The organism is Mesorhizobium qingshengii (genome assembly GCF_027563465.1).
Taxonomy (GTDB): Bacteria; Pseudomonadota; Alphaproteobacteria; order Rhizobiales; family Rhizobiaceae; genus Mesorhizobium; species Mesorhizobium qingshengii_A.
Genome location: NZ_JAPFQA010000016.1, coordinates 1 through 20,522 on the forward strand (window position 1 = coordinate 1; position 20,522 = coordinate 20,522).

The window sequence follows — 20,522 nt, forward strand, 5'->3', positions numbered from 1 at the left end:
GTATCGGGCTCCTGCCGGCATCGCGACCGTGTCGCAAAGCACAAAATATTCGCGTTCATACCTAACCCGCTAAGGGCATGCATCCATAGCTGATTTGCGACTTCCCGCAAAAGGAAAGCGACCGCAAATCTATTGGATTTCTTGTCGATTTTGCGACAGGCGTTGGCGCTGACGGGCCGTTTCGAATAGGGTGCATGACTACGATCCGGCAAGCAGCGGCGATATGCGGCCGCAACGGTTCCGGACCTGTCCGTAGTCGGGCCAGGCGATATTCAGGGAAGAGCGATCATGAGCGAGCACGCGGCAGTCGACCAAGAGGCGTCAAACGCGCGGCGCGGACGCGGTGCCAGCGGTGGGGCTGCCGCCCGGCGTGCGGCGCGTTCGGGCGGCGGTCCCGGCACCCAACTCACCTACATCAAGCGCAAGATCAACGTCTACGAGGTGCTCGACGAGGAAGGCCTGACGCTGATCGAGAAGAACACCGACACGGTGCTGGAAGAGATCGGCATCATCTTCCGCGACGATGCGGAAGCGCTGCAGCTGTGGAAAGAAGCCGGCGCCGACGTCAAGGGCGAGCGCGTGCATTTCCCCAAAGGCCTCTGCCGCTCGCTGCTCAAGACCGCCCCGTCCGTCTACACCCAGCATGCCCGCAATTCGGAACGCTCGGTGCAGATCGGCGGCAACGCCACTGTCTTCGCACCGGTCTATGGTCCGCCCTTCGTGCGCGACCTCGATGGCGTCAGGCGCTACGCGACGATCGAGGATTTCCAGAATTTCGTGAAGCTCGCCTACATGGCGCCGTCCATCCACCATTCGGGCGGCACGGTGTGCGAGCCGGTCGACGTGCCGGTCAACAAGCGCCATCTCGACATGATCTATTCGCACATAAAATATTCGGACAAGCCGTTCATGGGATCGGTGACGGCGCCGGAGCGCGCCGAGGATACGGTGGCGATGGCCAAGATCGTGTTCGGCGACGATTTCGTCGAAAACAACACCGTGCTGACCAGCCTGATCAACGCCAACTCGCCGATGGTGTTCGACGAGACCATGCTCGGCGCGCTGAAGGTCTATGCGCGCCATAACCAGGCCTGCATCGTCACGCCGTTCATCCTCGCCGGCGCGATGAGCCCGGTCACGGTTGCCGGCACGCTGACGCAGGTGCTGGCCGAGGTGCTGGCCGGCGCGTCGTTCACGCAGCTGATCCGCCCGGGTGCACCGGTGCTGTTCGGCACCTTTGCTTCCTCCATCTCGATGCAGTCCGGGGCGCCGACCTTCGGCACACCGGAGCCGTCGCTGGTCTCCTATGGCGCGGCGCAGCTTGCGCGCCGTCTCGGCCTGCCGTTCCGCACCGGCGGTTCGCTGTGCGCTTCGAAGATCCCGGATGCGCAGGCGGCTTACGAGAGTGCCAACACGCTGAACTCGACCATCCTGGCCGGCACCAATTTCGTTCTACACTCGGCCGGCTGGCTCGAGGGTGGGCTGGCGTCCTGCTACGAAAAGTTCATGATGGACATCGACCAGCTCGGCATGACGCAGAAGTTCTCCGAAGGCATCGACCTGTCGGAAAACGGCCAGGCGATGGATGCCATCCGCCAGGTCGGTCCGGGCAGCCACTATCTCGGCTGCGACCACACCCAGGCGAATTTCCAGACCGCCTTCTACCGTTCCAACATCGCCGACAACAATTCCTACGAGCAGTGGCTGGCCGAGGGCGAGAAAACCGCGCCGCAGCGCGCCAATGAGCTCGCCCGCCGCTGGCTGGAAAGCTACGAGGCGCCGTATCTCGACCCGGCCATCGACGAAGCGTTGAAGGACTTCATCGCCAAGAAGAAGGGGTCGATGCCCGACGCCTTCACTTGAAAGGAGCCCGAGTCAGGCGGGGCTAAAGTCGCCAACATCATCCACAAGGAAGTCTGGCGGAGCGCTTTCTCCGATCCGGTCAAGAAGGAATGATTGCTGTGCGCGGCCGGGTGGAAGATCTGGCGGCTGCGCTTTCCGCCAACGGCCTCATCCTTCGCGGCGGCTTCACTTTCGCGGACTGCGAGGAAGCACCACACGGCCCATCTGGCGCGCCAGCCAAATCCGTGCTGCTGGTGGGGCAGGCGGGCGCGGCACCCTGGGCGCACTTCCTGCGCTGGCGCGAGCAGCAACCACAGGTGATCGCCAATCCGCTGGACAGCTGGTCGCGGCAGGTCATCGGCGACGTTGCGGAGACATTCGGAGGGCGGGCGGTCTCGCCCTCAGACAAGCCCTATCTGCCGTTCCAGCAATGGGCGATGCGGGCGGAAGGGCTGAAGCCGTCGCCGCTCGGTATCCTCATGCATCCGCAATATGGGCTCTGGCACGCCTATCGCGGTGCGCTGCTGTTCGAGGAAGCGATCGCGCTTCAGGAAGCTAGCGAAGCGATTCACCTTTGCGATGCATGTGCCGACAAGCCTTGCCTGAAATCCTGTCCGGTCGAGGCCTATTCGGCCGACGGCTTTGCGCATCGGGCCTGTCTGGCACATGTGCGTGGCGCGGACGGGGCGGCTTGCCGAACCGGCGGCTGTCTCGACCGCAATGCCTGCCCTTACGGCGCGGACTATCGTTATCCCCCCGAGGTCCAGGCCTTCCACATGGCGGCATTCGCCGGGCTGTAACTCGTCACGCGACGTTGCACGAAATGTTGACTGCAAGGTTCAGGGAACGCCTTGCCCTGGCGGCTCGCGCGGATATGTATCGCGCAACCGGTGAACGGAGCGGGCAATGACGCAGCAGGACCTTCAGATCAAGACCAATGACGGCACGGCAAAGGCCGGGCTGTTCCGCCCGTCGGTCGCGTCCCCGGCCAAGGCCGGCGTCATCCTCTACATGGACGCCTTCGGTCCGCGGCCGGCGCTCCATGGCATGGCCGAGCGGCTGGCGAACGAGGGCTACGCGGTGCTGGTACCGGATCTTTTCTATCGCAATGCGCCTTACGGTCCGTTTGACGCCAAGACCGCCTTTGTCCAGGAAACGACCAAGGCAGCGCTGATGGCGCTGGTCAGCGGTACGACGCAAGCGATGACCATCAGCGACGGCGCCGCGTTTCTCGACGCGCTCGCCGGCGAAGGTGTTACCGGGCCGATCGGCACCGTCGGCTATTGCATGGGCGGTGCGCGGGCGCTCAATGCCGCCGTGGCCTATCCGGACAGGATCAAGGCCGCCGCCAGTTTCCATGGCGGCAACCTCGCAAGCGATGCCGCCGACAGCCCGCATCGCAAGGCAGCATCGATCAAGGCGCGTCTCTATGTCGGCATGGCGGGTGTCGACAGGAGTTTCCCGCCGGAACAGTCAGCGCGACTGGCCGAGGCGCTGCGGGTTGCGGAAGTCGACCACACGATCGAGAACTATGCCGGCATGGCGCATGGCTGGTGCGTGCCGGACCACAGCGTCTTCGATGCGACCGGCGCCGAGCGCCACTGGAAGCGATTGACGACGTTCTTCGCCGAGACGCTGATCTAAAACGCGTTGCCTGCAGTCGCCCTGAACGGCTAGAGACTGCACGATTGGCGCGGCCTGCCAAAACGGGGCCGGTCGAGCGGGAACGATTAGCCTGATGCAATCCTATGATGTCGTGATCATCGGCGCCGGTGCCGCCGGAATGATGTGCGCCTTGGAGGCGTCCAAGCGCGGCCGTTCGGTGCTGATCCTCGATCACGCCGCGATGCCTGGCGAAAAGATCCGGATCTCCGGCGGTGGCCGGTGCAATTTCACCAACATCCACGCCAGCCCCAAGAATTTTCTGTCGGCGAATCCGCATTTCTGCATTTCGGCGCTCAGCCGCTATACGCAGCGCGACTTCATCGCGCTCGTGGAACGCCACCGTATCGCCTATCACGAGAAGACGCTGGGGCAACTGTTCTGCGACGGCTCCGCGCGCCAGATCATCGACATGCTGGTCTCGGAAATGCAGGGCAGGGGCGCGGAGCTGGTACTGTCAACCGAGGTGAAGGATGTCCGCAAGACTTCTGAAGGGTTCGTGCTCACTCTCTCCACCGGCACGGTCGCGTGTCAGTCCCTGGTCGTGGCGTGCGGCGGCAAGTCGATCCCCAAGATGGGGGCGACGGGCTTTGGCTATGAGCTTGCCGAACGGTTTGGCCTTGCCATTGTCGAAACGCGGCCGGCGCTGGTGCCGCTGACCTTCGACGCAAAAACGCTCGAACGGCTGGCGCCATTGGCCGGCAATGCCGTCGACGCGGAAGTCGCTTGCGGCAAGGCGCGGTTTTCAGAAGCGATGCTGTTCACGCATCGCGGCGTCAGCGGTCCATCCATCCTGCAAATCTCGTCCTATTGGCGCGAGGGCGACGAAATCCGCATCACCATGCTGCCGGGGGTGGATGTGGCTGACCTCATTCGCGCCGCCAAGCGCGGCAATGGGCGGCAAGCGGTGCAGACGGTGCTGGCAAATCATCTGCCGAAACGACTTGCACAATCAATCGCCGAGCGCACCGGAATCGACGGCAATCTCGCCGATCTTTCGGATGCCCAGATAAAAACCGTCGATGCCGCGGTCAACGACTGGCGTATCAAGCCGGCCGGCTCGGAGGGCTACCGCACCGCCGAAGTGACGCTTGGCGGGGTGGACACCAGCGGGCTTGACCAGAAGACAATGCAGGCGAAATCCGTGCCGGGCCTGTTCTTCATCGGCGAAGCCGTCGATGTCACGGGTTGGCTGGGTGGCTATAATTTCCAGTGGGCATGGTCGTCGGGCTGGGTGGCGGGGCAGGCGGCGTAAGATCAAAGCGCTCACCTTGGCCGGCTTGGCCGTCGCCGTGGCTTCGTCGTCGCGCGCTTGATCTTGTTACTTCTGTACCTTCGCCCGTGCAGACGCGGGCGCTTTCTTCTTCGTTCTGGCCGTGTTGTAATCGACGGCGGCGCGGACGAGCTCTTTCAGAGCACTCTCGTCGATCTTGTCACCCTCGAAGAGATCGATCGCTCGCCACACCTTGCCGCCAAAACCGTTGTTGAACAGCTTGTCGGGATCGGGCAGGCTGGCGCCGTGGGAAAAGGTGAGCTTCACCTTGTCCTTGTGGGCGTTGCCGATCGCGACGATCCCGTCGCGGGACCATACCGGGCTGCCCATCCACTTCCACTCCTCGATGATCTCCGTGTCGGCTTCAAGGAAGGTCTTGCGGACGCTGGCGAGCGTTTTGCCCCGCCAGTCCGTCAGTCCCGCAATCAACTGGTCGATCTGTTCCGATGGAGTCACTGGGCACCTCGAATTCCCGTGTCTCGCCGCGTCTCAATTGCCGCCCGTCACCAGTGCGCCAACCGGGTGATTTGAACGCGGTTGCCGCAGGTGTCGTTCGGCTGGGCGAGGGTCGAGCCGGCCTTGGCCGCGACCTTGGTCGATTGCCCTTGCGTCCTGGCCATTCCGCCCATTCCTATCCGCTCGCACGCTGCGCGCCGCGTCCCTTGGCGACATACGGCAGCACGAACATGTACAAGCCGCTGAACAGCAGCAAGAAGAGCGGCAAGAGCGGCGAGTAGACCACCCAGGCGGGAGGCTGCCCCAATGCCATGGCGACGAAGTTGGCGATGACGGTCAGCGTAAAGATGATCGACAGCCAGCGATGAATTTGCCGAACCCAATAGTTCCAGTCCAATGAGACCTCCCGTCAAAACGAGCCGAAGCGGATCAGCGATCCGCTTGCCGGCGGGTTTCAATCCATCCGCGCCAGGACCTCTTCCAGGGCTGCGAGGAACCTCGGCCATCCGACCGTGGCGCCGCGGTAGTAGGGCTGCTGATCCGACCGGAAGCCGGTCTGCTCCATGCGCAAGTGCGTTCCCGTGCTCGTAGCCGTGAGCGTCCAGGTGACCACGCTCTCGAGATCCTTGGTGTCCCAGGTATAGGACAGCGTCTTGTTGGGCTCGACCGTCTGGACCTGACAGTCGACGCCGCCCCAGTCCGCGCTAAGATTGAAACGGTGGTCCACGACTGGCTTGAAGTTGTTCTTCATGAGCCACTCCTCGATCAGGTGCGGTTGGGTGAGCGCGCGCCAGATCTTTTCCGGCGGATACGGTATCTCACGTTCGACAACGACGGAGCGCGTTTCGGTGGCAGTGTTGGTCATTGATCCATTCTTTTGAGCAAATTTTCGAGGTCGTCGAACCGGCTCTGCCAGAACGCGTTCATCTGGTTCGTCCAGTCGGTCAGCGGCGCCAGCGCGGCGAGCTGGGCGCTGTAGTGGGTCTGTCGTCCCTCATGGCGGTCCCGCACCAGGCCGGCTTGCCTGAGAAGGCCGAGATGTTTTGACACCGCCGGCTGGGAGACCCCAGACTGCGCTGTCAGGGCTCCGACTGTCTGCTCGCCCTCCCGGCACAGGCGCTCGAAGATCGCCCGACGCGTGGGATCGGCGAGCGTTCTGAACAGCATATCGTGCGCGTTCGTCATTTGGGATCGATAACTCTTTGGCTATTGATCGACGTATAACCGTGGAGATATGTATAAGTCAAGCAGGAACGTTTCTGGGCGTCGACGGTCACGATCCGGCTGTTTCCAAAAAAATCTTTCCATCGCCCCAAGGAATCGCCATTAGCCTTCGTCCAACAGGCAAATGATGGCGATGATGCTGGATGAGAGCGAAGCCTCCGACGCCGAACTGATCGGGCGGGCGAAGGGCGGAGACAGGGGGGCCTTCGGCAAATTGCTGGAAAGGCACTACGACTTCGTCTATCGCGCCGCCTATCGCTGGTGCGGCAAGAAGGCGGATGCCGAGGACATCGCCCAGGAAGTCTGCGTCCGGCTCGGCCGGGCGATCCGCGACTATCGCGGTGGCGGCGCCTTCACGACATGGCTTTACTCCGTCACCTTGAACGCCGCGCGCGACATGATGCGCAAGTCGGCCCGCGACATGGCCAAAACCGAGGCCTACGGCGTTCATGCGCTGATTTCGGGCGAGGCTTCGGCCGAACCGGAAGACCCGGCCGAGGCGCTGTGGGCGGCGGTGCGGCAACTGCCGGACAAGCAGCGCGATGCCGTGCTGCTTGTCTATGGCGAGGGCTTGAGCCACGCGGCCGCCGCGGAGGCGATGGCGATCTCGGAGACGACGGTTTCCTGGCACATCCATGAAGCGAAGAAACGGCTGAAGACGCTCATGCGCTCGGCCGGGGAAGTGTGACCATGGTCGACGACAACGAACTCAACAGACTGCGCGACATCGCCGCGCCGGCCCCTGCCCAGGATGCCAAGGCGCGTGCTTTCGAGGCCGCCATGCGTGCCTACGAGCAAGAAAATATTTCCGCTGTCACCCAAGGATCGATTGGCGGTCTTCGTCTCACAGAGCGAGCACAAAAGCTCTGGAGCGAGATCATGCAAAAGAAACTTTTCGCCACGCCGGCCATTGCCGGGCTCGTCGCCCTGCCGATCGCCGGATACGCCACCTTCCATCTGCTGAGGGAACAGCCGCCCAAATTCGGCGGCGACGAGAAGATCACCGAGACGCTGGCCGACAAGCCGGCGACCATCAAGCCGACGACCGCCGAGCCGAAGCCGGTTCCCACCGAGCTGGCTAAGGACAAGAAGGCCGACGCGGACGCGGAAAGCCGCGACGCTACGGATGCGCTTGTGGCGCCGGCCACGCCGAAGTCCGAATCGACCGTTGCCGGTGGCTCAGCTCAGCAGACTGCCGCGGAGCGCGGGGTGGTGGCCGAGCCGGCACCGCCGGCGCCGACGGGTGAATTCGCACTGGACGGAACTGTAAGCACGCCCAGCACATCGCGGGTCGCCCGCATGCCCGCGGCCGAGTCCAAGCTGATGGCGCCGCAGCAGCCGGCAATGGCGCCGGCCGACCAGATCGCGCCTCAGGAGGAGAACCGCGACCGCGTCCAGGATTTCAAGACCAATCCAGTGCATGCCGCATTGGAAGACCCGGTCTCGACCTTCTCGATCGATGTCGACACGGCGTCCTATTCCTTCGTGCGCAGTTCGCTGAAGCAAGGCTTCGTGCCGCAGGCCGACACGGTGCGCGTCGAGGAGATGATCAACTACTTCCCCTATGACTGGAAGGGGCCGGACTCGGCGTCGACGCCGTTCAACTCGACGGTCAGCGTCATGCCGACGCCCTGGAACGCGCACACCAAGCTGATGCACGTCGCCATCAAGGGCTTCGACCTCAAGCCGACGGAACAGCCCAAGGCCAATCTGGTGTTCCTGATCGACGTTTCAGGCTCGATGGACGAGCCCGACAAATTGCCGCTGCTCAAGTCGGCGTTCCGGTTGCTGGTCAGCAAGCTGAAAGCCGACGACACCATCTCGATCGTCACCTATGCGGGCGATGCCGGCACCGTGCTGATGCCGACCAAGGTTGCCGAGAAGGACAAGATCCTCAACGCCATCGACAATCTGCAGCCCGGTGGCTCGACCGCCGGTGAGGCCGGCATCAAGGAGGCCTACAAGCTTGCCCAGCAGTCCTTCATCAAGGACGGCGTCAACCGGGTGATGCTCGCCACCGACGGCGACTTCAATGTCGGACAGACCGACGACGACGACCTGAAGCGGTTGATCGAAAGCGAGCGCAAGACCGGGGTCTTCCTGTCGGTGTTCGGCTTCGGCCGCGGCAATCTGAACGACCAGATGATGCAGACCATTGCCCAGAACGGCAACGGCACGGCAGCCTATATCGACACGCTGGCCGAGGCGGAGAAGGTGCTGGTCGAAGACGCGTCTTCGACGCTGTTCCCCATTGCCAAGGACGTGAAGATCCAGGTCGAGTTCAACCCGAACAAGGTCTCCGAATATCGCCTGATCGGCTACGAGACCCGGGCGCTCAACCGCGAAGACTTCAACGATGACCGCGTCGATGCCGGCGATATCGGCTCGGGCCATTCGGTCACCGCGATCTACGAGGTCACGCCGAAGGGCAGCGGTGGCGAGCAGATCGATCCGCTGCGCTATGGCCAGGCGACGGTCAACAATGGCGGCGTCGCCAATGCGGACGAATATGCCTTCGTCAAGATCCGCTACAAGCTGCCAAACGAGGACGTTTCGAAGTTGATCACCACGCCGGTGACGTCAGCCAACGAGGTCGCGTCCTTCGACCAGGCCAGCACCGATCAGCGGTTCTCGGTTGCAGTCGCGGCCTTCGGCCAGAAGCTGCGCGACGAGGATGCGACCGCGAAGTTCGGTTACGACAAGATCATGGAGATCGCCACTGCCGCTCGAGGAGCCGACCCGTTTGGGTACAGGTCCGAGTTCCTCTCGCTTGTGCGCCTTGCCTCGGCGCTGGGCGGTAACCGGTAGTGGTGATGACGGCCGGTTTCTTTCAGATGGGATCGTTCTGATAGGGGAAACCGACCCACGGGCGGGTGAGGCAGGCCGGCGAGGGATTCATTCCCTTGCCGGCCTTTTTTTGTTGCAACGCGGCCTGCCGTCACCCATTCATCGGCGAGATGAAAGGCTGAGCCATGACGAAACGTGTTATTCTGGTGCGGCACGGCGACGAGCCGGCGGACGACCGTGTTTTCGCCTATCTCCGGCAAAACGGCTACGAGCCGGTCTTGCGTCGGGCCTATGCCGGAGAGGCGCTGGATGCGGACGACGCTGTCGCGGGCGGCGTGGTCTATGGCGGCATGTACAACGTCTACGATACGGCGCTGCATCCATTCTTGCTGGACGAGTACCGGTTTATCGACTTCTGCATGAATTCCGATATTCCGTTGTTCGGTATCTGCCAAGGTGCGCAGCAGATTGCGTGGCATCGCGGTGCGCATGTTGGCCCGCCAGCGACCGGCATGCATGAATTCGGCTATTATCCACTCTATCCGGCCGCGGGCGCCGAAGATTTCCTGCCTGCGCCGATCTATGTGACACAATCCCATTGGCATGGCTTTGAACTGCCGGACGGCGCCGAGCACCTCGCCTCGAGCGCCCTGTTTCCCAATCAGGCTTTCCGCATCGGCGACAAGATCTACGGACTGCAATTCCATGCGGAGGTCACGCCGACCGGTTTTGGGCGCGTGCAAAATCGTCCGGGCGCGAACTATGGCAAGCCGGGTGCACAGACGCGCGAGGAACAGGATCGGCTCATGAGCCTGCACGACGCCGCGCAAGCGGCCTGGTTCCACGGGTTCTTGCGGAAGCTTTTTCCACCGTTGATTTAGCCGCATCCAGGCCGGTGCTCGCGGCGGGATCAGCTGGTTTCGTCCGACGATCGCAGCCAAGGGTGGTCCATACGCCGAGTATGCGCATCGAACGCCTTTTGCATCCGTTCCCCAATCGAGGTCATTAAAAAACGATACCGATGTTCGCTGACGCGGCCCCGTGGAGTCGGGGCTATGCGCAGATCGTTAAATTGCACGGTTTTTCCGGAACTGGATCGCAATTCCTGCTTGCTATGAAATACCTCATGGTTTGGGCTTGAGGGGGCCGGAATTGCTGATCAGGAATGTTGCGAGCCCGACGCCGACGGTAAGGGGCATATCGGCTGCCTCGTCCGCGCCGTCCGAGGAAACCAGACGTATCAGGGACGATGTCGCCGCTGCCCGTAACACCGCCATGTCGGCACTGAACAACGACCGCTTTCGCGTCATGCTGGAGCAGATCACCGACCCGAGCGCTTCCGGCGCGCTGATGACGATGCGCAGCGATGCGGTCGGTGCGGGTACCGACTTCAAGTCGGCGCAGTCAAGCTACGCCGACAACAGCGAATAATCGAAAAGACGAATCGCGTCAGCCCCGGCCGCGGCGACGCTCGCGACGGGCTTCGCTGGTCTCGGCGGTGTTTTCCGTCGCCACCTTGTTGCGCATCGGACCGATGCGCTCGACGATCGCGGCAACAGTCGGGCGATCCGCCTTGGTGTGCGCGTCGAGCGCCTTGCGCATGGCGGCAAGGTGCTGGAACGACGTGCCGCAGCAGCCGCCGACAATTTTCGCGCCGGCATCGACGGCAAGGCGCACATAGTCGGCCATCAGTTCCGGCGTGCCGGAATAATGGATCTCGGTGCCACGGAATTCGGGGATGCCGCAATTGCCCTTGACGATCACCGTCGCCTCCGGCTTCGCCTCGGTCATGTCGAGCAGCGAAGCGAGGATGTCGGACGCGCCGACACCGCAATTGGCGCCGACGCCAAGCGGCGCTTCGGAAAGGCCATCAACGACCCCGTGGATATCCTTCGGCAGCAGCCCCATCATGGTGCGGCCGGCGGTGTCGAAGGACCCGGTGTAGGTGTAGGGCAGGCCGACGCGTATGGCGGCTTCGGCGGCGGCCCGGATCTCGTCGGGGGCCGACATGGTCTCGATCCAGGCGACTTCGGCGCCGCCGGCCTTGAGACCCTCGATCTGCTCGGCGAAGGCGTCGACCGCCTCGTCATAGGTCATGGCACCAAGCGGAACCAGCAACTCGCCGGTCGGGCCGACAGAGCCGGCGACGATCACCCTGCGGCCGGCCTTGTCGGCAACGGCGCGGGCAATTTCGGCGGCGCGCTTGTTGAGCGCGTGCACGCGATCCTGCGCATGATGCAGCTTCAACCGGTGACGGGTGCCGCCGAAGGAATTGGTGAGGATGATGTCGGCGCCGGCATCGACGAAATTCTGATGCAGGCTGGTGATGGTGTCGGGCGCCGTCTCGTTCAGCAACTCGGGCGCCTCGCCGGCCTCCAGCCCCATGGCGAACAGATTGGTGCCGGTGGCGCCATCGGCCAGCAGCACGCCCTTTTCAGCCAGCAGCGCATCGATCGGGTTGGTCGTCGTCATCGGATTGGCTTTCATGTTTCAAAGTCGGGTAAGGATATAAAGAAGTCTTTATGTGTAGTCAATGAAATAGCGGTGGTGGCGGCGTTGCCTATGCGGACGCCCTCGCACGGAACTCAGACAGTGCCTGATGGGAACGACATGCCCGCCAGCCTTTGCGCGAAGCCGGCGGATTCATGCGCGTTGATGTCGGCGGCGCGGATCAGATTGTCGAAGTGGCGGATCAGCGTCTGGATCGGCTGGGTGGCGTTGAGCACCAGATACATGTCGCCGACGTAGATGGCGGCGCGATAGGGCCCGAAGATGGTGTAGGGGATCGAATAGCGCATGCGTCCGTCATAGAGGAACAGGCGGAAGGTCGGGTAAAGGTCGTCGAGCAATGTCGCCATGTGCAGCAGCTGGGCGCGGCGGTCGGCTTCCGGAAAACGGTCCCACACACCCAGCCCGCGCGCGAAGATCTCCAGCGTGTGGCGCGGCATGCAGACCTCCATGTCGGTTTCCGGCCGCCGGTTGTAGTCGATGCGGTATTGCGTTTCGCCGGCCTGCGCCAGGCGGCTCTTGTTGGCGATGCCCGCCTCGTAGTCGACCAGTGCCTCGGTGCGCAGAAGATCCGGAATTCCGGCCGGCACGTAACGGATCTTGGTGCCGGCCGCCTCGGCGTGCCATTTGGCCAGCAGCGTGCGGTCGAAGCCGTCGGGCGCCTCCTCGATCTCCAGGCTTTCGCGGATTTCGCCGGTGAGGCCCTCGTCCTGGCTGAGGCCGAGAAGCCAGTCGAGCGACACCTTGAACTCGGCGGCGATGTTGAGCAGCGTCTCGGCGCGGGGCAGGCGGGTCGAGGCGCCCGACAGCAGCTGCGAGAGCGCCGAGCGGTCGATGCCGACCGCCGTTGCGAAGGCCGACTGGTTGAGGTCGGACCGTGTCAAGAGCATTTTGAGGCGTTCGCGGAAGACGGTCGACAGGTCGCGCTTGTCCATGCCGTTGCTCCAATCCGATTGAGGAAAAATTTGCGCCGAAGCCTCTCCAAAGCTGCCTCAGGCGTAAATGAATCCCTAGTCTGTTTACAATGTGCAACATGTGCGACTAAAAATGCGCAATCGCAACAGTTTGTGCGCGTTGTCGCGTTGCTGCAACTCAACACTCCTGACACAATGCTGTCAGGAATCAACAGGGATTCCGGCGACTGAGGGGCAGTGGTCGATAGCATGACGAGCAAGAGCATCAGGCAACGCAGCATACCGGCCATCGAGTGGCCAACCGTGGTTCTCGCTTTCTTCTGTTACGGAACATGGCTCGCCACCGGCTTCCTGCTCTGGCCCTCTTATCCCACCCTGGCGCTCGCCATCCTTGGTTTTACCGCCGCGCTGCAATCCTCGCTCATGCACGAAGTGCTGCATGGCCATCCGACGCGCAACGCGCTGGCCAACGAAGCCTTTGTCTTCCTGCCGATCGGTCTCGCCTGGCCGTTCCGCCGCTTCAAGACCATTCATCTGCGCCACCACGCCGACGAGCGGCTGACCGATCCTCTGGACGATCCGGAAAGCTACTACCAGGCGCTCTGGCTGCATGAGGAACTGCCGCCGCTGATGAAATTCCTGCTCAAGATCAACAACACCATGGCTGGTCGTCTGGTGCTCGGCCCCTGGCTGTCCTGCATCGGCTTCTTCATCGACGACGCCAGGCAGGTGATGGCCGGGGACAAGGCGATCCGCAAGGCGTGGCTGCTGCACGCGATCGGCCTCGCCATCGTGGTGCCGATCGTTCAGTTCGGCTTCGGCATCCCGCTGTGGCTCTATATCCTGGTCCCGGTTTGGCTCGGCCAGTCGCTGATTTCGATTCGCACCTTCGCGGAGCATCAATGGTCCGAGCACCCGGAGGGCCGCACGGTGATCGTCGAGCGCTCGCCGCTGTCGTTCCTGTTCCTCAACAACAATCTGCACTTCATCCACCACAAGAGCCCGACAGTGGCCTGGTACCGGCTGCCAAAGCTGTTTCGCGACCGCCGTGACGAATGGCTGCGGATGAACAATGGCTACGCCTATCCGAACTATTTCGCGCTGGTCAAAGCCTATGCTTTCAAGGCGAAGGAGCCGATCGTGCATCCGGTCCTGCGGCGCGCACCGGAGCCAGGCAGAGCCTTCAAGCCGCGCGTCAGGGCCCGCAGCATCAACGGGCTTGGCAGCGCGCCGGTCCCGGCCGAGCCACCTAAGGAGTGAGTTTTTGCGGCAAGCTGGTGCTGCCTGCTAGACTGGCTTCGGTCGGTTCCCTTCAATCCAGGACATAACGGTCAGATTCCGGCATGAGCGAATTGGTTGCGGCGTTGCCGATGTATGACTGGCCTGAAGTGCGCGACGAGGTCGACGCCCAATGGGCGCTGCTGCGCGATGCCTTCAGGCAGAAGGGTATCGACGCGCCGCAAACCATCACACGCCGCAATGGCGACCTGCCGCCGGTTCCGGGCGGCATTCGTGATGCCCAGGGAGCTTTGATCGCGCCCGATCCGGCGACATTGCCGCCGGACGAACTCGATTTCCACAAATTGTGGCTGCACCCGGCGCTGCTGTTCGCGCAGACCTGCTGGGGACCGATGGAACTCGGCCTGTCCAGCCATGTGCAGGTGGTCGCCCAGCCAAGCTACGACGCCTATGAAGGCGGGCAGGGCGAGCTTTATTCGAGTGCGGTGATCATGCGGACAGGCGAGGGGCCGAAGACTCGATCGCCTGCGGACGGCAGTGCTCTCATCCCGCTCGATCTGATCCGCGGCAAGCGCTTCACCTTCAACAACCTCGATTCCATGTCGGGCCTCATCGGGCTGACGCGCGATCTGGAAGCGATGGGCGAAAGTCCTGATATCTTTTCGTCGCGCAGCGAAAGCGGCGGTCACCGAAGCTCGATTGTCGCCGTGGCCGAAGGCAAGGCGGATGTAGCGGCGATCGATTGCGAAAGCTGGGCGCTGGCGCAGCGCTTCGAGCCGGCGGCGCGGAAAGTCATAATCGTTGGCTGGACCGGACGGCGCAAAGGCCTGCCGTTCATCACCGCGAGGACAACACCGGAAAAGACAGTCACGGCGCTCCGTGAGGTCATTACCAGACTAGCCGAGCAGCCTCGCATCCATCGGGTAGGTTGAAAGCTTCTCGTTGCCGGTGTCGGTGATGAGGATCTGCTCTTCGATCTTGACGCCCTCGCGGCCGCCAAGCCTGCCGATATAGCTTTCCACGCACAGCACCATGCCAGGTTCGAGCACGCCATCGGGCGTATCGGCGGTCCAGTCGCTGGCATGCGGCAGGGTCGGATATTCGTCGGCCAGACCGACGCCGTGATAGAGCACGCCGTAGCGGGTCGGGAAGCAATCGCTGGGCGGTACCACCGAGCGTTCGACCAGATCGCGGAACGAGATGCCGGGCCGCATCAATTGCGTGTTGTGCTCGATCTGGTCGGCGGCGATGCGGAACAGGTCGCGCTGTTCGTTCGAGGGTTGCGCGTCGCCACACAGCCAGGTGCGCGACAGGTCGGCGCAGAAGCCGTAAGGGCCGATCAGGTCGGTGTCGAAGGCGACGAGGTCGCCGGCATCGATGATGCGTGACGAGCATTCCTGGAACCACGGATTGGTGCGCGGGCCTGACGCCAGCAGCCGTGTCTCGATCCATTCGCCGCCGCGCGCGATGTTGCCGCGATGGAGTTCGGCCCACAATTCGTTCTCGGAAATCCCCGGCTTCAGCGCATGTTCCATTTCGCCCATCGCGGCCTCGCAGGCGACGATGGCGCGGCGCATGGCGAGGATTTCGTCCGGCGATTTGATCAGCCGCGCATTTTCCATCACCGCTTCGCCGTTGCCGATCGAAATACCGAGGCGGGCCAGTTCCTCAACGCCTTCCGGGTTGATGTGGTCAACCGCAATGCGGCCGTTGCCGCCGCCATGTTCTTTCACCAGGTCGGCGATGCCGGCTGCCCAGCGGCGGACTTTCTGCTCCGTCAGCTCGCCGCCATAGAGATACATCCACGAGACGGCCGGCCGCACCTCGTCGACGACGCCGGAATGGTCGGACAGGTGCTCGCAGGAAAAATAATCGAACAGCACCACTGGCCCGTCGGTGGCGACGAAACAATGCCGCGTCGGATTGTGCGCCACCCATAACTGCATGTTGGTGGAATCGGTCGCATAGCGGATGTTGACGGGGTCGTAGAGAAGGGCGCCGGCATAGCCGCGACGCTTCAGCTCGGCGCGGATGCGCTCCAGCCGGTGTTTGCGCATCGCCGGCAGGTCGGGAGCGGCAATGCCCGCCGCCCCCCATTCTGCTTCCGCCTGCGCGCCATAGCCGAGCACATGCTGGTTGAGAGACGCCGCCTTCTGGCGGGAGGCGTCGCGCAGAGCCTCGATCGAGCCTGGCTCGAACGGCATGATCTTGCGATGGCGGCCAAAGCTGCCCTTTGGCACCGCGCTGTCCATGGTCGCGCCTCAGGTCCGCATTTTCTCGCCGTTCGGGTCGAACGGCGCTTCGACGTTGATGCGGGCCGGCCGGCGATGTCCAAGAATCTCGATCTCGAACAGCCCCGCGCTTTCGTCCTCGGCAAGGGCCGCCGGTACATAGCCCTGCGCCATCGACTTCCGCACATAGTGGGCATAGCCGCCCGACGTGACCCAGCCGACCACGCGCCATTCGCCGTCGACGATGCCGCGCACGGCGGATGCGCCTTCGGCGGCTTTGGAGCCACGCACTTCCTTGCCCTTGTCGTCGAAGCGCGGCGCGCCGTAGCCATGCGGCTTTTCCACCGTGCCGTAGTCCTTGCTGACCTTGGCCCAGATCGGCTCGTCGCCCATCACGTCGGCGTCGGCAGCGTCGACGATGAAGGAGACGCGGCGCAGTTTTGGTCCTTCGGCGTGTTCCTTTGCGGCGGCCTCGCGGCCGATGAAGTCGTTCTTCTCGAGCTTGATGAAGCGGTCCATCGAGCCTTCGAAAGGTCCGTAGATCGGACGCAATTCGCGGAACCAGGTCGGGAAGTTCTTTTCGAGGCGCATGGAGAGCAAAGCGCGCATGCCGAAATCGACGAGGCCGAACTCCTCGCCGGCATCCTTGATGGCCTTGTACACCAGACGCTGGTAGGCCGGCGCCATCCAGATCTCGTAGCCGAGGTCGCCGGTGTAGGTGATGCGGTTGACCATGCAGGGCGCGCCGCCGACCGCCATCTCGCGGAAATCCATGAAGCGGAAGGCCTTGGTCGAAATGTCGACGTCGACCAGCTTCTGAAGCACGTCGCGGGATTTCGGCCCGGCGATCGACAGCCCGACCAGCGTCTGGTCGAAACGGTGGATGCGCACCGAACCGTCCTTGGGCAAATGCTTCTCGAACCAGCGCATGTGGTACTTTTGCGCGGCCGACGAGCCCCAGATCATGAAGCGGTCTTCGCCCGCCTTGGCGATGGTGAAGTCGCCGATCAGCTTGCCAAATTCGTTGATCATCGGCGTCAGCACGATGCGGCCGGTCTTCGGCATGCGGTTGGTCATCAGCCGGTTGAGGAACTCTTCCGCTCCCGGTCCCGACACTTCGTATTTGGCGAAGTTGGCGATCTCGGTGACGCCGACGCGCTCGCGCGTGGCGCGCACTTCCTCGCCAATCGGGCCAAAGTCGTTGGAGCGGTGGAAGGAGACAATGTCCTTCGGCTCCTTGCCCTTTGGAGCGAACCAGAGCGGCGTCTCAAGTCCCCAGCTGTCGCCCATGACGGCGTTGTTGGCCAGCATGGTGTCGTAGAGCGGCGTCGTCTGCGCCGGCCGTGCCGCCGGCAGTTCCTCGTTGGGGAAGCGGATGGAGAAGCGGCGCGAATAATTTTCGCGCACCTTGGCGTTGGTGTAGCGCAGGCCCGCCCATTCGCCGAAACGGGCGACATCCATGCCCCAGACGTCGAAGCCTGGGTCGCCATGGACCATCCAGTTCGACAGCGCCAGGCCGACACCGCCGCCCTGGCTGAAGCCGGCCATGACGGCGCAGGCGCACCAGAAATTGGTCAGGCCCTGCACCGGGCCGACCAGCGGGTTGCCGTCGAGCGCGAAGGTGAAGGGTCCGTTGATGATCTGCTTGATGCCGGCCTTCTCGATGCCGGGGAAATGCTTGAAGCCGATCTCCAGCGATGGCGCGATGCGGTCGAGGTCGGGGGGGAGCAATTCATGACCGAAATCCCACGGCGTGTTGACCGGCGACCACGGCTTGCAGGCCTTTTCATAGGTGCCGAGCAGAATGCCGTTGCGCTCCTGGCGGGTGTAGATCTCGCCCTTGAAGTCGAGCACGCCGATCATCTCGCGGCCGGTCGACTTGTTGAATTCCTCGACCTCCGGCATCGGCTCGGTCAAGAGGTACATGTGCTCCATGGCCAGCACCGGCAGTTCGACGCCAACCATGCGGCCGATCTCGCGCGCCCACAGGCCGCCGCAGTTGACGACATGCTCGGCTTTCACCGTGCCCTGTTCGGTGACGACGTTCCAGGTGCCGTCGGCCTCCTGCGTCAGTTCGACGACACGGTTGCGCAGCACGATCTCGGCGCCGAGTTTCTTCGCCGCCTTGGAATAGGCGATCGTCGTGCCGGACGGATCGAGATGGCCTTCGACCGGGTCCCACATGGCGCCGACGAAATTGGTCTCGTCCATCAGCGGGAACATCGCCTTGGCTTCGGACGGCGTGATCAGTTCGGTGTCCATGCCGAGATAGCGGCCCTTGGCGTGGGCGAGGCGCAGGAAGTCCATGCGCTCGGGCGTATCGGCCATCATCACGCCGCCGGTCAGGTGCAGCGAGCAGGACTGGCCGGAAATTTCCTCGATCTCCTTGTAGAGCTGCACAGTATAGGCCTGCAGCTTGGCGACGTTGGGGTCGCCGTTCAGCGTGTGGAAGCCGCCGGCCGCATGCCAGGACGAGCCGGAGGTGAGCTCCGAACGCTCGATCAGCATGATGTCGGTCCAGCCAGCCTTGGCCAGGTGATAGAGCACCGAGCAGCCGACGACGCCGCCGCCGATGACAACCGCTTTTACGTGAGATTTCATCAAGATAGGTCCGTTTTTGCGTAAACTGAATCAGGTTTTTGGCGAGCGACGCCTCGACGCCGAAATCAAACTCGTCGCCGCGTGATGATCAAAAATCTGTCGGCGCGCCGCCTTCGGACCGCCGCTTGGCGACGAAGGCGTTGAGTTCCTCGCGGATGGCCGGGTCCATGTAAGGTTCGTCATAGGAGGCCAGCCGCTCCTTCCACACCTTGTTGGCCTTTTCGAGCGCCGTCGGCGAACCGGCTTCCGCCCAGGTCTCGAAATTGCGCCAGTCGGAGAGGACCGGCGAATAGAAGGCCGTTTTGTAGCGGTCCTGCGTGTGCTGGGTGCCGAAGAAATGACCGCCTGGACCGACGGATTGGATGGCGTCGAAACCGAGCGCCTCCTCGGAGAGGTCGAGCGGGGTGAGGAATTCCGCCACCATCTGCAACAGGTCGATGTCGAGAATGGTCTTCTCGTAGGAGCAGCGCAGGCCGCCCTCGAGCCAGCCGGCCGCGTGCATCATCAGATTGCCGCCGCCCTGGATGGCGCCCCACAGCGAGAAGACGCTCTCGTAGGCCGCCTGCGCGTCGACCGTGTTGGCGGCGCAGGTGTTGGAGGTGCGGTAGGGGATGTTGTAGCGGCGGGCAAGCTGGCCGCCGACGAGCTGCGCCTTCATGTATTCAGGCGTACCGAAGGCCGGTGAACCGGACTTCATGTCGACATTGGAGGTGAAGCCGCCATAACCGACCGGCGCGCCCTTGCGCACCATCTGGGCAAAGGCAATGCCGGACAGGGCCTCGGCATTCTGCTGCACCAGTGCGCCGGCAATCGTCACCGGCGCCATCGCGCCCGACAGGGTGAAGGGCGTGACAATGACGACCTGGCCCTTGCTCGACATCTGGATGATGCCTTCCATCATCGGCACGTCGAGCTTCAGCGGCGAATTGGTGTTGATGATGGTGAAGACGGACGGTTCTTCGAGCAACTGCTCATGGCTGATGCCGCGCGCGATGCGGGTGATCTCGATGCCGTCGACGTTGCGCTCCTTGCCGAGCGAATAGATGTGGAACACCTTGTCGGTCAGCGTGGCGAGGTCGCGGATGCACTCCAGATGCCGGACGGACGGGTGGATGTCGGTCGGCTCGACCGGATAGCCGCCGGTGCAGTTCAGGATGTTGTGCATCTGCGCGAGCTTGAGGAAGTTGCGGTAGTCCTGCTGGTTGCCGGGTCGGCGGCCGCGATCGAGGTCGGAACAGTTGGGTGCCGACGCCATCATCGAAAGGATCAGGTTGTTGCCACCGAAGCGCACATTGTGTGCAGGGTTGCGGGCATGGATGGTGAATTCCGAAGGGCAGTGCGAGACCAGTTCGAGGATCATGTCGCTGTCGAAGCGCACCCGCTCGCTGCCATCGCGCACGTCGGCGCCATGCGCCTTCATGATGCGGCGGGCTTCGTCGTGCAGAACGTCGACGCCGATCTCCTTCAGCACGCGCAGGGAGGCGAGGTGGATCGATTCCAGCTCGTCGTCCGAGACCAGCTTGGTCGGCGTCAGCGGGATTTTCAGCTGACGGAAGGGCGGCTGCTCGAACGCGGCCGAGCCGCCGGCGCGCTTTCCGGCGCGGCCGCCGCGACGGGCACGGTCGTTGGCCAATGCCGGTTCCAAGGGTTGTAGCGCGGCGGTCATGATGGTCCTCGTACGATGCAATAGCGGGCGGCATAATGGACCGGCGGCTGTCCAGCCATTGCGGAGGCGGCGACCACTAGGGCGAGGGAAGCGACATGCCGGAACGGCAGCCGCGCGGC

At 63.3% G+C, this 20,522-nt stretch carries 19 protein-coding genes; 10 read left to right on the top strand and 9 right to left on the bottom strand.

All coding sequences use genetic code 11. From position 1 onward, the window contains the following. The first annotated feature begins 288 nt into the window (after positions 1–288). The 4 genes from OOJ09_RS25590 to OOJ09_RS25605 all read left to right on the top strand — a co-directional run bounded on the left by OOJ09_RS25590 (position 289) and on the right by OOJ09_RS25605 (position 4,759). A complete protein-coding gene (locus OOJ09_RS25590; RefSeq protein WP_269907859.1) occupies positions 289–1,863 on the top strand; it encodes a trimethylamine methyltransferase family protein in 1,575 nt (524 codons plus the stop codon). A gap of 89 nt (positions 1,864–1,952) precedes the next feature. Beyond that, on the top strand, positions 1,953–2,642 hold the full coding sequence (locus OOJ09_RS25595; protein ID WP_420107544.1) for a hypothetical protein: 690 nt from the start codon (positions 1,953–1,955) through the stop codon (positions 2,640–2,642). 106 nt (positions 2,643–2,748) lie between these two features. After that, on the top strand, positions 2,749–3,486 hold the full coding sequence (locus OOJ09_RS25600) for a dienelactone hydrolase family protein (protein WP_269907860.1): 738 nt from the start codon (positions 2,749–2,751) through the stop codon (positions 3,484–3,486). A gap of 94 nt (positions 3,487–3,580) precedes the next feature. Beyond that, positions 3,581–4,759, top strand: a complete 1,179-nt coding sequence (locus tag OOJ09_RS25605) for an NAD(P)/FAD-dependent oxidoreductase (protein WP_269907861.1) — start codon at positions 3,581–3,583, stop codon at positions 4,757–4,759. Positions 4,760–4,825: 66 nt separating this feature from the next. Here OOJ09_RS25605 and OOJ09_RS25610 read toward each other — a convergent pair whose 3' ends face one another. The 4 genes from OOJ09_RS25610 to OOJ09_RS25625 all read right to left on the bottom strand — a co-directional run bounded on the left by OOJ09_RS25610 (position 4,826) and on the right by OOJ09_RS25625 (position 6,418). After that, positions 4,826–5,233, bottom strand: coding sequence for a DUF1801 domain-containing protein (locus tag OOJ09_RS25610; RefSeq protein WP_269907862.1), 408 nt, complete (start codon positions 5,231–5,233; stop codon positions 4,826–4,828). 175 nt (positions 5,234–5,408) lie between these two features. Then, positions 5,409–5,630, bottom strand: a complete 222-nt coding sequence (locus tag OOJ09_RS25615; protein WP_269907863.1) for a hypothetical protein — start codon at positions 5,628–5,630, stop codon at positions 5,409–5,411. Between the two features lie 57 nt (positions 5,631–5,687). Then, a complete protein-coding gene (locus tag OOJ09_RS25620; RefSeq protein WP_269907864.1) occupies positions 5,688–6,098 on the bottom strand; it encodes an SRPBCC family protein in 411 nt (136 codons plus the stop codon). Next, positions 6,095–6,418: an ArsR/SmtB family transcription factor gene (locus tag OOJ09_RS25625; protein ID WP_091575456.1), complete on the bottom strand. Its 324-nt coding sequence runs from the start codon at positions 6,416–6,418 to the stop codon at positions 6,095–6,097. The genes OOJ09_RS25620 and OOJ09_RS25625 overlap by 4 nt, the downstream gene beginning before the upstream one ends. Before the next feature lie 166 nt (positions 6,419–6,584). On the opposite strand from OOJ09_RS25625, the gene OOJ09_RS25630 reads away from it, so the two are divergent. From OOJ09_RS25630 to OOJ09_RS25645, 4 genes are all read left to right on the top strand, one after another. Further along, a complete protein-coding gene (locus tag OOJ09_RS25630; protein ID WP_256750674.1) occupies positions 6,585–7,145 on the top strand; it encodes an RNA polymerase sigma factor in 561 nt (186 codons plus the stop codon). 2 nt (positions 7,146–7,147) lie between these two features. Beyond that, positions 7,148–9,265 carry a vWA domain-containing protein gene (locus OOJ09_RS25635; protein WP_269907865.1) on the top strand — a complete coding sequence of 706 codons (2,118 nt, stop codon included), beginning with the start codon at positions 7,148–7,150 and terminating at the stop codon, positions 9,263–9,265. A 164-nt stretch (positions 9,266–9,429) separates the two neighbouring features. After that, positions 9,430–10,125, top strand: coding sequence for a glutamine amidotransferase-related protein (locus OOJ09_RS25640; protein WP_269907866.1), 696 nt, complete (start codon positions 9,430–9,432; stop codon positions 10,123–10,125). Positions 10,126–10,396: 271 nt separating this feature from the next. Next, positions 10,397–10,675 carry a hypothetical protein gene (locus OOJ09_RS25645; RefSeq protein WP_269907867.1) on the top strand — a complete coding sequence of 93 codons (279 nt, stop codon included), beginning with the start codon at positions 10,397–10,399 and terminating at the stop codon, positions 10,673–10,675. Between the two features lie 18 nt (positions 10,676–10,693). On the opposite strand, the gene bmt is transcribed toward OOJ09_RS25645, so the two are convergent. Together bmt and OOJ09_RS25655 are read right to left on the bottom strand one after the other, a co-directional pair. Further along, a complete protein-coding gene (gene bmt / locus OOJ09_RS25650; RefSeq protein WP_269907868.1) occupies positions 10,694–11,716 on the bottom strand; it encodes a betaine--homocysteine S-methyltransferase in 1,023 nt (340 codons plus the stop codon). A 113-nt stretch (positions 11,717–11,829) separates the two neighbouring features. Then, positions 11,830–12,687: a helix-turn-helix domain-containing protein gene (locus OOJ09_RS25655; protein WP_269907869.1), complete on the bottom strand. Its 858-nt coding sequence runs from the start codon at positions 12,685–12,687 to the stop codon at positions 11,830–11,832. Between the two features lie 228 nt (positions 12,688–12,915). Between OOJ09_RS25655 and OOJ09_RS25660 the strand changes: the two genes are divergently transcribed. Both OOJ09_RS25660 and OOJ09_RS25665 read left to right on the top strand, forming a co-directional pair. Beyond that, the gene (locus OOJ09_RS25660; protein WP_269907870.1) at positions 12,916–13,926 is read left to right on the top strand and encodes a fatty acid desaturase; all 1,011 of its coding nucleotides are present in this window, start codon (positions 12,916–12,918) and stop codon (positions 13,924–13,926) included. Positions 13,927–14,009: 83 nt separating this feature from the next. Further along, the gene (locus tag OOJ09_RS25665) at positions 14,010–14,837 is read left to right on the top strand and encodes a phosphate/phosphite/phosphonate ABC transporter substrate-binding protein (protein ID WP_269907871.1); all 828 of its coding nucleotides are present in this window, start codon (positions 14,010–14,012) and stop codon (positions 14,835–14,837) included. Here the strand turns inward: OOJ09_RS25665 and OOJ09_RS25670 are convergent. The 3 genes from OOJ09_RS25670 to OOJ09_RS25680 all read right to left on the bottom strand — a co-directional run bounded on the left by OOJ09_RS25670 (position 14,802) and on the right by OOJ09_RS25680 (position 20,403). Then, entirely contained in the window at positions 14,802–16,157 is a 1,356-nt protein-coding gene (locus OOJ09_RS25670) for a M24 family metallopeptidase (RefSeq protein WP_269907872.1), read from the bottom strand. The two genes, OOJ09_RS25665 and OOJ09_RS25670, sit on opposite strands and share 36 nt — an antisense overlap. Before the next feature lie 9 nt (positions 16,158–16,166). Beyond that, complete coding sequence (locus tag OOJ09_RS25675) at positions 16,167–18,737, bottom strand: GcvT family protein (RefSeq protein ID WP_269907873.1); 2,571 nt, start codon at positions 18,735–18,737, stop codon at positions 16,167–16,169. Positions 18,738–18,825: 88 nt separating this feature from the next. After that, on the bottom strand, positions 18,826–20,403 hold the full coding sequence (locus OOJ09_RS25680; RefSeq protein WP_269907874.1) for a trimethylamine methyltransferase family protein: 1,578 nt from the start codon (positions 20,401–20,403) through the stop codon (positions 18,826–18,828). Between the last annotated feature and the right edge of the window lie 119 nt (positions 20,404–20,522).

Excerpts from the sequence above, each read along its gene's own strand:
- OOJ09_RS25665 (WP_269907871.1), top strand. The coding sequence starts at position 14,010 with ATGAGCGAATTGGTTGCGGCGTTGCCGATGTATGACTGGCCTGAAGTG.
- OOJ09_RS25630 (WP_256750674.1), top strand. The coding sequence starts at position 6,585 with ATGGCGATGATGCTGGATGAGAGCGAAGCCTCCGACGCCGAACTGATC.
- OOJ09_RS25590 (WP_269907859.1), top strand. The coding sequence starts at position 289 with ATGAGCGAGCACGCGGCAGTCGACCAAGAGGCGTCAAACGCGCGGCGC.
- OOJ09_RS25655 (WP_269907869.1), bottom strand. The coding sequence starts at position 12,687 with ATGGACAAGCGCGACCTGTCGACCGTCTTCCGCGAACGCCTCAAAATG.
- OOJ09_RS25625 (WP_091575456.1), bottom strand. The coding sequence starts at position 6,418 with ATGACGAACGCGCACGATATGCTGTTCAGAACGCTCGCCGATCCCACG.
- OOJ09_RS25635 (WP_269907865.1), top strand. The coding sequence starts at position 7,148 with ATGGTCGACGACAACGAACTCAACAGACTGCGCGACATCGCCGCGCCG.
- OOJ09_RS25680 (WP_269907874.1), bottom strand. The coding sequence starts at position 20,403 with ATGACCGCCGCGCTACAACCCTTGGAACCGGCATTGGCCAACGACCGT.
- OOJ09_RS25670 (WP_269907872.1), bottom strand. The coding sequence starts at position 16,157 with ATGGACAGCGCGGTGCCAAAGGGCAGCTTTGGCCGCCATCGCAAGATC.
- OOJ09_RS25620 (WP_269907864.1), bottom strand. The coding sequence starts at position 6,098 with ATGACCAACACTGCCACCGAAACGCGCTCCGTCGTTGTCGAACGTGAG.
- bmt (WP_269907868.1), bottom strand. The coding sequence starts at position 11,716 with ATGACGACGACCAACCCGATCGATGCGCTGCTGGCTGAAAAGGGCGTG.
- OOJ09_RS25600 (WP_269907860.1), top strand. The coding sequence starts at position 2,749 with ATGACGCAGCAGGACCTTCAGATCAAGACCAATGACGGCACGGCAAAG.
- OOJ09_RS25605 (WP_269907861.1), top strand. The coding sequence starts at position 3,581 with ATGCAATCCTATGATGTCGTGATCATCGGCGCCGGTGCCGCCGGAATG.
- OOJ09_RS25640 (WP_269907866.1), top strand. The coding sequence starts at position 9,430 with ATGACGAAACGTGTTATTCTGGTGCGGCACGGCGACGAGCCGGCGGAC.
- OOJ09_RS25675 (WP_269907873.1), bottom strand. The coding sequence starts at position 18,737 with ATGAAATCTCACGTAAAAGCGGTTGTCATCGGCGGCGGCGTCGTCGGC.
- OOJ09_RS25595 (WP_420107544.1), top strand. The coding sequence starts at position 1,953 with ATGATTGCTGTGCGCGGCCGGGTGGAAGATCTGGCGGCTGCGCTTTCC.
- OOJ09_RS25660 (WP_269907870.1), top strand. The coding sequence starts at position 12,916 with ATGACGAGCAAGAGCATCAGGCAACGCAGCATACCGGCCATCGAGTGG.